This is a genomic window from Acidobacteriota bacterium (genome assembly GCA_004299485.1).
GTDB lineage: Bacteria > Acidobacteriota > Terriglobia > Terriglobales > SCQP01 > SCQP01.
The window spans coordinates 139714-152925 of sequence record SCQP01000016.1 but is presented as its reverse complement, the minus strand read 5'-3'; the positions used below and the strand labels follow the sequence as shown (position 1 = coordinate 152925).

The 13212-nt window shown below is 65.1% G+C and carries 15 protein-coding genes and 1 tRNA gene; 6 read left to right on the top strand and 10 right to left on the bottom strand.

Translation table 11 applies throughout. From position 1 onward, the window contains the following. Nucleotides 1–37: 37 nt before the first annotated feature. Complete coding sequence (locus tag EPN33_11910; protein TAN21325.1) at nt 38–331, top strand: type II toxin-antitoxin system prevent-host-death family antitoxin; 294 nt, start codon at nt 38–40, stop codon at nt 329–331. Then, nucleotides 328–756 carry a PIN domain-containing protein gene (locus tag EPN33_11905; GenBank protein TAN21324.1) on the top strand — a complete coding sequence of 143 codons (429 nt, stop codon included), beginning with the start codon at nt 328–330 and terminating at the stop codon, nt 754–756. Before EPN33_11910 ends, EPN33_11905 begins: the two co-directional genes overlap by 4 nt. 153 nt (nt 757–909) lie before the next feature. Here the strand turns inward: EPN33_11905 and EPN33_11900 are convergent, their stop codons facing one another. From EPN33_11900 to ispE, 8 genes are all read right to left on the bottom strand, one after another. Beyond that, on the bottom strand, nt 910–1401 hold the full coding sequence (locus EPN33_11900; GenBank protein TAN21323.1) for a 50S ribosomal protein L9: 492 nt from the start codon (nt 1399–1401) through the stop codon (nt 910–912). Between the two features lie 2 nt (nt 1402–1403). Further along, entirely contained in the window at nt 1404–1688 is a 285-nt protein-coding gene (gene rpsR / locus EPN33_11895; protein ID TAN21322.1) for a 30S ribosomal protein S18, read from the bottom strand. 26 nt (nt 1689–1714) lie between these two features. Further along, a complete protein-coding gene (rpsF, locus tag EPN33_11890) occupies nt 1715–2161 on the bottom strand; it encodes a 30S ribosomal protein S6 (GenBank protein ID TAN21321.1) in 447 nt (148 codons plus the stop codon). Next, nucleotides 2158–2757, bottom strand: coding sequence for an aminoacyl-tRNA hydrolase (locus EPN33_11885; GenBank protein TAN21320.1), 600 nt, complete (start codon nt 2755–2757; stop codon nt 2158–2160). The genes rpsF and EPN33_11885 overlap by 4 nt, the downstream gene beginning before the upstream one ends. Before the next feature lie 6 nt (nt 2758–2763). Then, a complete protein-coding gene (locus tag EPN33_11880; GenBank protein TAN21319.1) occupies nt 2764–3480 on the bottom strand; it encodes a 50S ribosomal protein L25 in 717 nt (238 codons plus the stop codon). Nucleotides 3481–3492: 12 nt separating this feature from the next. Further along, nucleotides 3493–4518 (bottom strand): ribose-phosphate pyrophosphokinase, encoded by a 1026-nt coding sequence (locus EPN33_11875; GenBank protein ID TAN21318.1) that lies wholly within the window; start codon nt 4516–4518, stop codon nt 3493–3495. 53 nt (nt 4519–4571) lie between these two features. Further along, nucleotides 4572–4645: transfer RNA gene (locus tag EPN33_11870), tRNA-Gln, on the bottom strand. Continuing rightward, a complete protein-coding gene (ispE, locus tag EPN33_11865) occupies nt 4646–5599 on the bottom strand; it encodes a 4-(cytidine 5'-diphospho)-2-C-methyl-D-erythritol kinase (GenBank protein TAN21317.1) in 954 nt (317 codons plus the stop codon). A gap of 38 nt (nt 5600–5637) precedes the next feature. Between ispE and EPN33_11860 the strand changes: the two genes are divergently transcribed. The 3 genes from EPN33_11860 to EPN33_11850 are packed head-to-tail and all read left to right on the top strand — an operon-like array spanning nt 5638 to nt 9203. Then, nucleotides 5638–6954 carry a phosphopyruvate hydratase gene (locus EPN33_11860; GenBank protein TAN21316.1) on the top strand — a complete coding sequence of 439 codons (1317 nt, stop codon included), beginning with the start codon at nt 5638–5640 and terminating at the stop codon, nt 6952–6954. After that, nucleotides 6951–8498, top strand: coding sequence for a 2,3-bisphosphoglycerate-independent phosphoglycerate mutase (locus EPN33_11855; protein TAN21315.1), 1548 nt, complete (start codon nt 6951–6953; stop codon nt 8496–8498). The genes EPN33_11860 and EPN33_11855 overlap by 4 nt, the downstream gene beginning before the upstream one ends. Next, complete coding sequence (locus EPN33_11850; GenBank protein ID TAN21314.1) at nt 8499–9203, top strand: hypothetical protein; 705 nt, start codon at nt 8499–8501, stop codon at nt 9201–9203. Here EPN33_11850 and EPN33_11845 read toward each other — a convergent pair. Both EPN33_11845 and EPN33_11840 read right to left on the bottom strand, forming a co-directional pair. Beyond that, entirely contained in the window at nt 9198–9611 is a 414-nt protein-coding gene (locus EPN33_11845) for a PIN domain-containing protein (GenBank protein TAN21313.1), read from the bottom strand. The genes EPN33_11850 and EPN33_11845 overlap by 6 nt on opposite strands. Next, nucleotides 9611–9838: a hypothetical protein gene (locus EPN33_11840; protein ID TAN21312.1), complete on the bottom strand. Its 228-nt coding sequence runs from the start codon at nt 9836–9838 to the stop codon at nt 9611–9613. The genes EPN33_11845 and EPN33_11840 overlap by 1 nt, the downstream gene beginning before the upstream one ends. A gap of 88 nt (nt 9839–9926) precedes the next feature. Here EPN33_11840 and EPN33_11835 point away from each other — a divergent pair, with 88 nt between their 5' ends. Then, nucleotides 9927–13136 carry a hypothetical protein gene (locus EPN33_11835; protein TAN21311.1) on the top strand — a complete coding sequence of 1070 codons (3210 nt, stop codon included), beginning with the start codon at nt 9927–9929 and terminating at the stop codon, nt 13134–13136. The last annotated feature ends 76 nt before the right edge of the window (nt 13137–13212 follow it).

Genomic DNA, 13212 nt, shown 5'->3' with positions numbered 1-13212 from the left:
GCTGGTCATTGTAGCTTCGTGAAGCTACAATAGGCATATGACGACGGTGGGGTTGCGAGAGTTGAAGAACCGGCTGGCTGAATACATCCGCGAGGTGAGAGCGGGTGGGGCGGTGGTGGTGACCGATCGCGGGGTGGTGGTGGCGGAAATCGTGCCGCCGGGAGGGGTTGTGGCCCGTGCGGCCGCGACCCCTGGGCTGGCGGCGCTCGCCGCGAGGGGAGAGGTGACGCTGGGCGCGCCCAATGACCCGAGTGTCTACCCGGAGCTTCCCCCGCTGCTGCGTCCGGGCCGAGCTGCGGAATTGCTTGACGAGGAGCGCGGGGAGCGTTGAACGTTTACGCGGAGTCGAGCGCTGTGCTGGCGTGGCTGCTCGGTGAGGCGCTTACTGCGCAGGTACGCGAGGTACTGCAGCGCGCCGAAATTGTTGTCGCGTCGGAACTTACGTTGGTGGAAGTGGACCGGGTGCTGGTACGCAGTCTAGCGTTGGGCGAGTCGACCGAGGCAGCAACCGCAGCGCGGCGCGCTCAAATGCAAGAGGCCGCCAGCCGCTGGCAGGTACTCCATGTGACTGACGGGATCATGGCACGAGCGCGGCGGGCGTTCCCCTCCGAGCCGGTGCGAACGCTGGATGCGCTACACCTGGCTTCGGCGCTCGAAGCCGCCGCAGCCGTGAGCGGCTTGGAGCTATTGAGCCTGGACGCGCGGGTGCGGCGGTCGGGGGAGTTGCTTGGGTTCCGGCTGCAGCCGCTGGGTTAGCTTCGGGGGTCGGGGTCTGGGGGCTAGACCGCATCGCCATTGGTTGCGGCGGTGAAGCGCGGGTGAGTTGCTGGAGGAGGAGTGGGGGAGAGTGAGGCGGGCGGTTGAGGCGGGCGACCGCCGCGGGGGCGGCGGTCGTGCGCGGGGGTGCAGCTAGGCTTCGGGGGTGGGGGCGGCGTCGGCGGCGGATTCGTCGCCGGTGGACTCGCGGGCGATGGTGATGGCGAGTTCGGCTTTGACGTCGCGGAAGAGGTGGAGGGTGACTTTGTGGTCGCCCAAGGATTTGAGCGGGTCGGGAAGGTCGATCTTGCGGCGTTCGAGGTCGAAGCCGCGTTCGGCGAGGGAGTGCATGATGTCCATCGAGGTGACGGAGCCGAAGAGGGCGTCTTTTTCGCCGGCGCGGCGCTCGAAGACCAGTTTGACCTGGGCGAGCTGAGCGGCGAGGGCCAAGGCGGCGTCGCGGTCGCGGGCTTCGCGGCGGGCGGCGGAGGCGCGCATCTGCTCGATGTTGCGCAGGTTGGCGGGGTTGGCGGCGATGGCCAGGCGCTGGGGCAGGAGGAAGTTGCGGCCGTAACCGTCGGCGACCTTGACCACGTCGCCTTTGCGGCCGAGCTTTAAGACATCTTCTTTGAGAATGATTTCCATGGCTATATCTCCGCGGCGAAGGGCAGCAGGGCGATCTGGCGCGCCTGCTTGATGGCGCGGGTGAGATGACGCTGGTGCTGGGTGCAGGTGCCGGTAATGCGGCGGGGAACGATTTTGCCGCGCTCGGCGACAAACTGCTGCAGCAAGCGGTAATCTTTGTAGTCGATCTTGTCGATGCGATCGACGCAGAACTTGCAAACTTTGCGGCGGCGGGTGAATTGCTTTTTGGGGCCTCCGGAGCTGCTGCGGCCCGCGGGACCGGAGGTAGGGCGTTTTCCATCAGTCATGGCATGATCCTCGATTCTGAAATGGGTTAGCTGGCGAGGGCTCCATCGCCTTCGCCTTCGCCGCGACCTTCCATGGCGGCGGCGGGATCGTCATCGGCGTGGCCGGCGCTCTCGGGACGCGCGGGGCGGCGCTCGAGGCGGGCGGCGCGATGACGGCGGCGCTTTTCGAGCCGCTTTTCCAGCTCGTCGGTGCGCACCGCGAGATACTTGATCACCGGCTCGGCGATGCGGAGGCGGCGCTGCAGCTCCCCAATGGGTTCCGAGCCGGCGGATTCCAGCTCGAACAGGACATAGTTGCCCTCGCGGAAGCCGCGCACGCGGTAGGCGAGCCGGCGGCGGCCGAGCTTGTCGACTTTACGGACGGTGGCGCCACTGGCGTTGGCGGCGGATTCGAAGCCGGCGACCAGTTGGTCGGCTTCTTCGTCCACCAGGTCGGGGCGCACGATAAAGATCACTTCGTAGGTTCGATTCATTCTGTTTCTCTCTGCTTCACGTTGTACCGTGTCATCGCCGCGGCGATGCCATCTTTCAAAACCAACTCCACCACATCGGCCGCGGTGGCCGCGGTCTGCAAGGCTTCCTGCGTCTGCGCCTTGCTCCAGCGGTGCAGCACAAACTCCACCCGGTCCGCAATCGGATGGCCGGGGTCGATGCCCAGGCGCAACCGCGCAAACTCCGTCGTTCCCAAACGCGCGACCACCGACCGCAGGCCGTTGTGGCTGCCGGCCGAGCCGCGCTCCCGGAGCCGGAGGGTGCCAAAAGGCAGATCCAGCTCATCACAAACCACCAACAAATCCGCCACCGCTTCCTTGCCGATCAACTGGGCGATGGCGTCGCCGCTGAGATTCATATAGGTCAGCGGCTGGGCGAGCCATACGGGCTTGCCCTGTAACTGCCCGCGTGCTGTCAACGCCTGGCATTCGCGGGTGCGAAGCCGGACGCCGGCGCGGCGCGCCAATTCGTCTACCACCATGAAACCGAAGTTGTGAGGCGTCGCCTCATACTCGGCTCCCGGATTGCCGAGTCCCACCACCAGATACGGCGCATCGGGATCAGGGCTCGCCGGCATGGGTGGCTACTTCTTCTTCTCCTTCTTCTCCTCGGCTCCCTTCTCGGAACCCTTTTCGGCGGCCTTTTCGGCGCCGGGCTCTTCCTCAGCCTTCCCCTTCTTGATGACTTCCGGTTCAGCCGTAGTGGCGGCAGCTTCCGCCGGCGTGGGCTCAACCACTTCCTTGATGGCGATGACGTGGACGACGACGCGATCGGCTTCCGTCAGCACGCGGCGGTTGGCGCCGACCTGCAGATCGGAGACCCGCAGGGTCTGACCGATGGAAAGATTGGAGACATCCACCAGCACCTGCTCGGGGATGTCGCTGGGCAAGCACTCGATTTCGATTTCGCGGGTGACCAGTTCGAGAATGCCGCCCTGGGTCTTGACGCCCACAGCCTCGCCCTGGGGATGCACGGGAATGCGCACGCGGATGGCCTGATCCATGGCGATGCGCTTGAGATCGACGTGCAAGAGGTGGCCCTTCAGCGGCTCGCGCTGCCAGTCGACCACCATGACGGCGGTGGTTTCGCCGCCGGCGACGGCCAAATTGAAAATGGTGTTGTGTCCGGACTCGGAATGGAGGATGCGGCCGACGGCTTTGGGGTCGACGCTGAGGCTGATCGCCTCCTGGCGGGCGCCGTAGAGGGTCGCCGGGATGCGGCCGGCGAGGCGCATCTGGCGCGCCGGACCTTTACCACGCGTGGCGCGGGTTTCGGCTTCGAGAGTTACAGAAATCGGCATAACGAATGACTCCTAAACAAACAGCAAACTGACCGAGGTCTCGTCGTGAATAGAGCGGATGGCGGCGGCCATCAGACCGGCGATGCTCAACACCTGGATGCGCGCCCGCGCCTGCGAAGTCTCGGGCAAGGGAATGGAATTGGTGACGACGACGCGCTCGATGGGCGATTTTTCGAGGCGCTCGACGGCGGGACCACTGAGAACGGCGTGGGAGGCGCAGGCGAGCACGCGCTTGGCGCCGTTGCGGATCATGGCGTCGGCGGTTTTCACCAGCGTGCCGGCGGTGTCGATGATGTCGTCGAGAATGACGACGGTGCGATCCTGCACGTCGCCGATGACGTTCATGACTTCACTCACGTCCATAGCGACGCGGCGCTTGTCCACGATGGCGAGGGCGGCATCGAGCTTCTTGGCGAAGAAGCGGGCGCGCTCGACGCCGCCGGCATCGGGGGAGACGATGGTGAGATCGGGCAGGTCCATGCGGCGGAAGCAGTCGACCAGCACGGGCGAGGCGAAGAGGTGATCGACGGGGATGTTGAAAAAGCCCTGAATCTGGGGGGCGTGCAGGTCCATCAACAGGGCGCGGTGGGCGCCAGCGGTGGTGAGCAGATCGGCGACCAGCTTGGAGGAGATAGGCACGCGGGGCTTGTCTTTACGATCCTGGCGGGCATAGCCGAAATAAGGGATGACGGCGGTGATGCGGCGGGCGGAGGCGCGCTTGAGCGCGTCAATCATCAGCAACAGCTCCATCAGGTGGATATCCACGGGATCGCAGGTGGGCTGGACGACGAAGACATCGGCGCCGCGGACGTTTTCGAGGATCTGAACGTAGTTTTCGCCGTCGCTGAAGCGGGTGAGGCGGCATTGGCCGGGCTCGATGCCGAGGTGGTTGCAGATCTCGGCGGTGAGCGCGGGATTGGAGGTGCCGCTGAAGATCTTCAGCTTGTCGTCCGGGTGCGCCTTGCGCGGGCCGCGGGAGGGCTGCGTCTTGTCCGCCTTGTCTGCCGATTGCGCCACTTTCATAGGACTGGTAGCCATACAGTATTTCAGTGTCTCAGTACATCAGTATTTCAGTTACTGACGAACGCTCTTGGCTGGGGCGTTAGGATTCGAACCTAAATGCCATGCTCCAAAGGCATGTGTCCTGCCATTGGACGACGCCCCATCAACTCTCGAACTGCACACCGTGCTGAACCACGCGGCGGGGCACGAAGCGCGCACGCCAAGTACAATGGCGGCGCGCCAAGGCTGTGGCCACGGCTTTGGCCGGCTCGGCACGGCTGAACAAGCCGAACTGAGCGGCTCCGCTGCCGGTCAACCCGACCCAGGCGGCGGAGGTGCGGCAAAGCTGGCGGTGAATGCGCGGAAAGTCTGGGGAAAGAGAGAGGACTCCAGCGAGGAAGTCGTTCTCGATTCCGGCATGGACTTTCGGCTCTTGCGAGCCGCGGTTCCGTAACGTGCGGAACGCCGGCAGCACCTGGTCAACCAGGCTGCAGAACTCCATTAGTGTACTGGAACGGACCTTTTCCGTCAATTGGGCGCGGTGGCGGCGGTCCCAGTCGGCAAAAGCGGCAGGGGTAGCCAGACCCGAGGTGCTGGCGGAGCGGGGCATGGCCAGGATGCAGTGCCAGGGGGCGAGATCGGGCAGGGCGTAGACTTCATCGCCACGGCCGAGGCCGAGAACGGTGCCGCCGAGGAGGAACAGGGGCACGTCGGAGCCGAGCTCGCGGGCGAGGGCGAGCAGGTCGCCGAGGGCCGGAGGGCGGCGCGCGGCGCGGGCGAGCATTCGCAAAACGGCGGCGGCATCGCTGGAACCACCGCCGAGGCCGGCGCCGAGAGGGATTAGCTTGTGGAGCGTAATGGCGATGGCGCCAGGGATGGCGAAGCGATGGGCTGCCAACTCAGCGGCGCGGACGGCGAGATTGGCGCGGCCGGTGGGGATGGGCAGGCCCGTGGTGGTGAGGGTGACGCCGCGGCCACGGTGGAGGGTTAGCTCGAGGCGGTCGGCGAGGGAGATGGTCTGGAAGACGGTGCGGAGCTCGTGAAAGCCGTCGGAACGGCGGGCGAGGATCTTCAGTCCCAAATTGATCTTGGCGTAGGCGTGGGCGGTGGCGTACATGGGCGATGACCAGAAGCCAAAGCTAGTAGAATCGGGGCATGGACGCAATAGCCACGCTGACGGCGCGGGAAATTCTGGACTCGCGGGGCAATCCGACGGTGGAAGCAGACTTGACGCTGGAATCGGGAGCGCGGGGGCGGGCGGCGGTACCGAGCGGGGCGTCAACGGGCGAGCATGAGGCCGTGGAGCTGCGCGATGGCGACCCGAACCGCTATGGCGGCAAAGGGGTTACGCGGGCGGTGGCCAATATTAACCAGACGCTGGGACCGGCACTGGTAGGGCACGACGGAGAAGACCAGACGGCGCTGGACCACCGCCTGATCGAACTGGATGGGACGCCAAACAAATCACGGCTGGGCGCCAACGCACTGCTGGCGGTGTCGATGGCGGCGGCGCGGGCGGCGGGGAATGCCCACGGCTGGCCGCTGTACCGTTCGCTCGGTGGGCTGAACGCGCGGACGCTGCCGCTGCCGATGATGAACATTCTGAATGGCGGCGCGCACGCCGACAACAACGTGGATTTTCAGGAGTTCATGGTGATGCCGGTAGGGGCGCTGCGATTTTCCGAGGCGTTGCGCTGGGGCGTGGAGGTGTTTCATGCGCTCAAGGCGGTGTTGAAGAAGCGCGGCTATGTCACGGCGGTGGGCGATGAGGGCGGGTTTGCGCCGAGCGTGAAGAGCAATGAGGAAGGCATTGAGGTGGTGCTGGAGGCGATCGCCAAGGCCGGTTATAAGCCCGGAGAGCAGATCGCGATTGCGCTGGATCCGGCGGCGAGCGAGTTTTATGACGCGGCGGCGAAGCGATATGTCTTCAAGAAATCGGACCAGCGGTCGCTGACGGCGCAGCAGATGGCGGAGTTCTGGGCGGGGTGGGTGCGGCAGTATCCGATTGTGTCGCTGGAAGACGGCATGGCGGAGGATGACTGGGAGGGCTGGAAGGCACTGACGGAGAAGCTGGGCGCGCAGATTCAGCTGGTGGGCGACGATTTGTTCGTCACCAACCCGGAACGATTGCGGCGGGGGATTACGGCGGGCGTGGCGAACTCGATCTTGATCAAGCTCAACCAGATCGGAACGGTGACGGAAACACTGGAGACGGTGCGGCTGGCGGCGGAGAATGGCTACAGCAGCGTGATTTCACACCGGTCGGGGGAAACGGAAGACACGTTTATTGCCGATCTGGCGGTGGCGACTAACGCGGGGCAAATCAAGACGGGATCGGCGAGCCGGACCGATCGCGTCGCCAAGTACAACCAGCTTCTGCGGATTGAAGAAGAGCTGGGCGCGGCCGCAAGGTTTCCTGGACGCGCGGCGCTGGCGAGGAGTCAGGGGCCAGGAGCCGGGGGCCAGGGTTGAGCGCGCAGCCGGTGGTGCTGGCGATTCTGGATGGCTGGGGATTTGCGCCGCCGGGACCGGCGAACGCGATTGCGCTGGCGCGGAAGCCGGTGTACGACCGGATGCTGCGGCGCTATCCGAACACGCTGATTCACACCTCGGGCCCCTACGTGGGTTTGCCGGAAGGACAGATGGGCAACAGCGAAGTGGGGCATCTGAACATCGGCGCCGGGCGCGTGGTGAAGATGGATATCACGCGCCTCGATGAGGCGATTGCCGACGGCAGTTTTTTTAAAAACGCCGCGCTGCTGGGGGCGATGCGGCACGCGCGCGCGGGACAGCAACTGCATTTGCTGGGATTGTGCAGCGATGGGGGTGTGCATGCGCACCTCAACCATTTATATGCGCTGCTGCGGATGGCGAAGCAGGAGGGGGTGGAGCGGGTGTGGGTGCATGCCTTCACCGATGGGCGCGACACACCGCCGCACTCGGGGCGCGAATACCTCGAGCAGATCGAGCAGAAGATGCGGGAGTACGGCTGCGGGGCAATCGCAACGGTAAGCGGGCGGTACTACGCGATGGACCGGGACCAGAGGTGGGAGCGGATCAAGCTGGCAGTTGAGGCGATGGTGCATGGCGCCGGACCGACGGCCATGTCGGCGACGGCGGCGCTGACGGCTTCCTATGAGCGCGGCGTGACGGATGAGTTCGTGGTGCCGGCGGTGGTGGGCGAGGGACGGATCCGGGACGAGGATGCGGTGATCTTTTTTAACTTCCGGGCCGACCGGGCGCGGCAGACGACCAAGGCGCTGACGCGCAGCGGCGAGGCGCCGGCCGGGCTGGATACGGTGATTCCGCCCAGTTCGGTGCCGCAGCGGCTGCATTACGTGTGCATGACGCGGTACGACAAGACGTTTACGCTGCCGGTGGTGCTGCCGCCGGAGGCGCTGGAGCACATTCTGGCGCAGGTGCTGGCGGAGCGCGGGCGGCGCAACCTGCGGGTGGCGGAAACGGAAAAGTACGCGCATGTGACCTACTTCTTCAATGGCGGAATCGAAAAGCCGTTTGCCGGCGAGGAGCGGACGCTGGTGCCGTCGCCGAAGGTAGCGACTTACGATTTGAAGCCGGAGATGTCGGCCGCGGGTGTGGCGGAGGCGGTGGTGAAAGGGATGGCGAAGGGCGCGTTTGACCTGATCGTGGTGAACTTTGCCAATGCCGACATGGTGGGACACTCGGGCAAGATTGAACCGACGGTGAAAGCGGTGGAGACGGTGGACGGCTGCCTGGGCGAGATCGAAGCGGCGCTACAGCGCAAAGGCGGGGCGATGCTGGTGACCGCCGATCATGGCAATGCGGAAGTGATGCGAATGCCGGATGGGAGTCCGCATACGTTTCATACGACCAATCCGGTGCCGCTGATTCTGGTGGCGGAGCCGGAAGCCGGCCAGGCGCCGGTGCGGCTGCGCCACGATGGGTCGCTGCGCGACCTGGCGCCGACGCTGCTGGGGATGCTGAAGCTGCCGGAGCCGCCGGAGATGACGGGAAGGGATTTGAGGATCCGCTAGATGGAAAAACTGGATTTACGCGAGAAGGGTGGGAATCAGCAGTACTCGGAGCGGCGGTTGTTCATGCAACTGCTGGCGTTCGGGAACTGCACCATTGTGCCGGGACTGCGGCGGGCGCTGCTGGCGAGCGAAATGGAAGGCGTGCTGTACGAGGATGTGAACGACCCGAATGGGGTGGGGCTGCTGACGTGGAGCGAAGATCCGGCGTTTTTCGTGACCACGTTGCGGGAGTTTTTGCAGGCGCCGCCGTTCAACGAGCTGACGTTCAAGCCGGAGTACACGATGCTGGGGCACACCTACGGGATCGGATTCGAGCCCGATCTGAAGGACGTTTTGCTGGACAAGCCGCGGCGGTCGGTGACGGAGGCGGCGCATCCCTGGGCGGTGTGGTATCCACTGCGGCGGGCAGGAGCGTTTGCGGCGCTCGATCCCAAGGATCGGGGCGCGATCCTGAGTGAGCACGGGGCGATCGGGCACGCGTTTGGGACGGCGGGGTACGCACAGGATATCCGGCTGGCGTGCACGGGACTGGACCGGAACGATAACGACTTCGTGATTGGGCTGGTGGGGGAGAAGCTGCATCCGCTGGCGGCATGCGTGCAGGCGATGCGGAAGACGCGGCAGACGGCCAACTTCATTTCGCAGATGGGGCCGTTTTTTGTGGGGCGGGCGGTGTGGCGGGCGATGAAGACGGGAAAGCTATAGCAAATCGCGGGGACGAGCGGCGATGTCGGGGAAGGCGCGGAGTATCGCTTGATCAAACGTTACTAACGGGCAGCCGCGCCGTTCGGCGAGTTCGACGAACAAGGTATCGTAAACGGCAACGCCGGAATCGGCGGCGCGAGCTAGAGCCCTGATCCAAAGGCTGGAAATCACGGTGGTGGTGATGGGCAATGCTTTTGCCAGAGTGAGCCGCTCCTGCGCACGCTCGAAACTGATCAGTCCTGCGCGCAGGTTCGTCCAGAAGACATTGGCCAGCTCCGCCTGCCAGTGCGCCGGCGCCAGAACGCGTTTCACCGATCGCCACATGGGCTCCACTTCGTAGAGAAAGGGTTCAGTGCCGAGCAGGAGATAGGCAATAACATTGGTGTCCGCCACCACCTGGGTCAGCATTACGGACGGCCCACTCGCTTCCAAGCGTCAATTTCCTCGGCTGTAGGTGCGCGCACCTGATGACGGCGAGATTCGGCGATGGCGCGGAGGAGGGCGTCGCGGTCACGATATCGCTCCTGGAGACATGCGCGAGCTTCCTGCTCCATGGAGGTGCCATTGCGACGGGCGGCTTCCTTCATTTCCTTGACGGTTTCGTCAGGCAGGTTGCGGATGGTGATGGTGGCCATGACAGCATCATGCTAGCACTTTTTCGGGGCTGAAAAAGGGGCAGGGCTGGGCTATGCTCGGGTGTCGGCTTTTCCAGGAGAGCAAACCATGGTGCGACGGATGTTGTTGATACTGGCTGCCTTTGCGGTAGCCGCGGCGGCGCAAACAGTGAACCCGGCGCTGTATTCGGGGATGAAATGGCGGATGGCGGGGACGTTCCGCGCCGGGCGCACGGTGGCGGTGTCAGGGAATGCGGGGCAACTGGACACCTACTATATGGGCGCGGTCGATGGCGGAGTGTGGAAGTCGAACAACGACGGCACGACGTGGGAGCCGATTTTCGACCACGAGCCGGTGGCGTCGATCGGGGCGATTGCGGTGGCACCGTCCGACCCGAACATCATCTACGTGGGTACGGGCGAGGCGGATCCGCGGTCGCAGTTCTCCGAGGGCGCCGGGATGTTCAAGTCCAGCGATGGCGGCCAGACGTGGACGCGGATTGGACTGGAAAAGACCAAGCAGATTGGGCGGATCGTGGTGGATCCGCATGATCCGAACAGGGTGCTGGTGGCGGCGTTGGGGAACGTGTACGCGGCGACGCCGCAGCGGGGCGTGTACCGCTCGAGCGACGGCGGGCAGACGTGGACGAAGGTGCTGTTCACGGACGACAACACGGGCGCGATTGACCTATCGATGGATCCGGAAAACCCGCAGGTGCTTTATGCGGCGCTGTGGGCGACGCGGCGTCCGCCCTGGACGGTGTATCCGTCGTCGCACGAACCGGGCAGCGGGCTGTATAAGTCGACCGATGGCGGCAGCACCTGGACGCATTTGAGCGACGGATTGCCGGCCGATCCGGGACGGATCGGGGTGGCGGTGGCGCCGACGGATTCGAACCGGGTGTACGCGATGGTGGATGCGGGCGCGAAAGAGGGCGGATTTTACCGGTCGGATGATGCGGGTGCGACCTGGAAGCTGATGGACACCGACAAACGGGTCTGGAACCGGGGGTGGTATTTCGAGTCGATCACCGTCGATCCGAAAGATGAAAACACGGTGTTCGCAATCAACACGTCGGTGTACCGGACGACCGATGGCGGGGCGAATTTCACCGTGTTCCGGGGCGCGCCGGGCGGAGATGATTATCACCAGCTTTGGATCAACCCCAGCGACCCCAGCCATATGGCGTTGGCGAGCGATCAGGGCACGATTGTGACCGTGAATGGCGGCAAGAGTTGGAGTTCGTGGAACAACCAGCCGACGGCGGAGATCTACGACATCACCACCGATAACCGCTCGCCTTATTGGATCTACGGGGCGCAGCAGGACAGCAACAACAACGGCGGCGCGGCGGCGAGCGCGGGGCCGGGCGGCACGCGCGCGACTTTCGGCACGGGATGGGCAGGGGAATGCGCGGCCGGCGAGAGCGGCGGGATCGCGGCGAATCCGCTGGCCAAGGATCAGATTTTCGGCGGGACGGTGGCCAAGTGCACTCCGGCTTCGGGGGAGCGGCACGACGTATCGCCGCTGCTGGCGTATCCGGGGCAGAACTTCCGGAAGACGTGGACACTGCCGGTGGCGTTCTCGATGGCGGACAAACATGAGCTTTTCTTCGCCAACCAGTTCTTATTCCAGACCGTGGACGGGGGGAATTCATGGCGGAAGATCAGCCCGGACCTGACACGCGAGGATCCGGGGATTCCGGCGAATCTGGATGCGGCGACGGCCAAAGATACAACCTACGCGGAACGGGCGTACGGGCCGCGCTGGGGCGTGATTTATACAATTGCGCCTTCGCCGCTGCTGGCGCATGAGATCTGGGTGGGAACCGACGATGGCTACATCCAGGTGACGCGGAACGACGGCGCGACGTGGCATAACGTGACGCCGCCGGAGCTGACGCCCTGGAGCAAGGTCATCCAGATGACGGCGTCGTATTCGAATCCGGAAGAAGCGTTTGCGGCGGTCGACCGGCACCGGCTGAATGACAACCGCCCTTATATTTACCGCACACGGGACGGCGGAAAGACGTGGACGAAGATCGTGAACGGGATTCCGGAGGGTCAGTATCTGCAGTCGCTCACGGCCGATCCGGCGCGCAAGGGGATGCTGTTCTGCGGCACCAACCTGGGCGTGTATGTGTCGTTCGACGACGGCACGCAGTGGCAGTCCCTGCGGCTGAACATGCCGCCGGTGGAGATTCGCGGGTTTGCGTTCCACGGCAAATCGCTGGTGATCGCCACGTTCGGGCGCTCGTACTGGACGCTGGACGACATCAGTCCGCTGCGACAGGCGCGGGCGTCGATGAACGACGCGGCAGCGGTGCTGTACAAGCCGGAGCCGGCGGAGCTGGCGGCCGGGAGCCACCGCTCTTACGGCGGGGCGAATACGCCGCAGGAGACCGCGAACCTGGATCCGATGCTGGTGGTGTCGGCGGCGGCGCCGCCCTCCGGCGCGGTGATTCATTACTATTTGCAGTCGGACAGCGGGCCGGTAACGCTCGATATCCTGAATCGCGCCGGCACCGTGGTGCGGCATTACAGCAGCGCGGAGCCGGTGTTCCATGTAGACCCGAACACGTTGACGGTGGCGCCGGAGTTTGCGGCGGCGCTGCCGGTGCTGAGCGCAGCGGCGGGGTCGCACGAGTGGAGCTGGGATTTGCGTGAGGTGAAGCCGGGCGCCGGCCCAGGCGGCGGGCGGGGCGGATTCTTCGCGCGCTTCTTTGGCAGCGGCGGCACGCCGGCGGCGCCGGGCGCGTACACCGTGCGGCTGACGGCGAACGGACATCAATACACGCAGCCGCTGGTGGTGACGGCCGGGCCCGGGGTTCACTACTCGGCGGCGGCGATGGCGGCGCAGGCGCAGCTTGCGGACCAGATTCAGGCGGTGCAGAGCAAGGTTTCGGCGGCGCGGCGTGAAGCGGGCGCGGTGTATGCCAAGCTGACCCGGCTTGCGGCGCAGGCGGGCGACAACAGCACGCTGGCGGCGTCGATCGCGGCGCTGAGTGAGAAGGCCCATGCGATCGAGGGGTTTGCAGCGGCGTCGCCGAATCCGGATGCATCGGGAGAAGGCGATGCGGTGCCGGCGCCGACCAGCCTGACGGGGCTGGAGGGCATCCTGCGGCAGCTTGCCGGCGCGGCGCACAACGGCTACGACGCTCCCTACGAAACCGTGCGGCAGGGCTTCGCCAAGGCCAACGTGATGGCGGAGGCGGAGCTGGCGAAGTGGAACCAGCTCAAGACGCATGACCTGGTGGCGCTGAACGAGCAACTGCAGAAGGCGAACCTGGGGACGGTGAGCGTCAGCAGCCGGGAATAAGCTAGTCAGCGGGTCAGCTAGTCAGCTAGTCAGCTAGGCAGAATTGCCCGGAAGCGCGGGGCGATGCCGCCGATGT

Excerpts from the sequence above, each read along its gene's own strand:
- EPN33_11875 (TAN21318.1), bottom strand. The coding sequence starts at position 4,518 with ATGGCTACCAGTCCTATGAAAGTGGCGCAATCGGCAGACAAGGCGGAC.
- EPN33_11840 (TAN21312.1), bottom strand. The coding sequence starts at position 9,838 with ATGGCCACCATCACCATCCGCAACCTGCCTGACGAAACCGTCAAGGAA.
- EPN33_11835 (TAN21311.1), top strand. The coding sequence starts at position 9,927 with ATGGTGCGACGGATGTTGTTGATACTGGCTGCCTTTGCGGTAGCCGCG.
- EPN33_11860 (TAN21316.1), top strand. The coding sequence starts at position 5,638 with ATGGACGCAATAGCCACGCTGACGGCGCGGGAAATTCTGGACTCGCGG.
- EPN33_11885 (TAN21320.1), bottom strand. The coding sequence starts at position 2,757 with ATGCCGGCGAGCCCTGATCCCGATGCGCCGTATCTGGTGGTGGGACTC.
- rpsR (TAN21322.1), bottom strand. The coding sequence starts at position 1,688 with ATGACTGATGGAAAACGCCCTACCTCCGGTCCCGCGGGCCGCAGCAGC.
- EPN33_11850 (TAN21314.1), top strand. The coding sequence starts at position 8,499 with ATGGAAAAACTGGATTTACGCGAGAAGGGTGGGAATCAGCAGTACTCG.
- EPN33_11910 (TAN21325.1), top strand. The coding sequence starts at position 38 with ATGACGACGGTGGGGTTGCGAGAGTTGAAGAACCGGCTGGCTGAATAC.
- rpsF (TAN21321.1), bottom strand. The coding sequence starts at position 2,161 with ATGAATCGAACCTACGAAGTGATCTTTATCGTGCGCCCCGACCTGGTG.
- EPN33_11880 (TAN21319.1), bottom strand. The coding sequence starts at position 3,480 with ATGCCGATTTCTGTAACTCTCGAAGCCGAAACCCGCGCCACGCGTGGT.
- EPN33_11900 (TAN21323.1), bottom strand. The coding sequence starts at position 1,401 with ATGGAAATCATTCTCAAAGAAGATGTCTTAAAGCTCGGCCGCAAAGGC.
- EPN33_11845 (TAN21313.1), bottom strand. The coding sequence starts at position 9,611 with ATGCTGACCCAGGTGGTGGCGGACACCAATGTTATTGCCTATCTCCTG.
- ispE (TAN21317.1), bottom strand. The coding sequence starts at position 5,599 with ATGTACGCCACCGCCCACGCCTACGCCAAGATCAATTTGGGACTGAAG.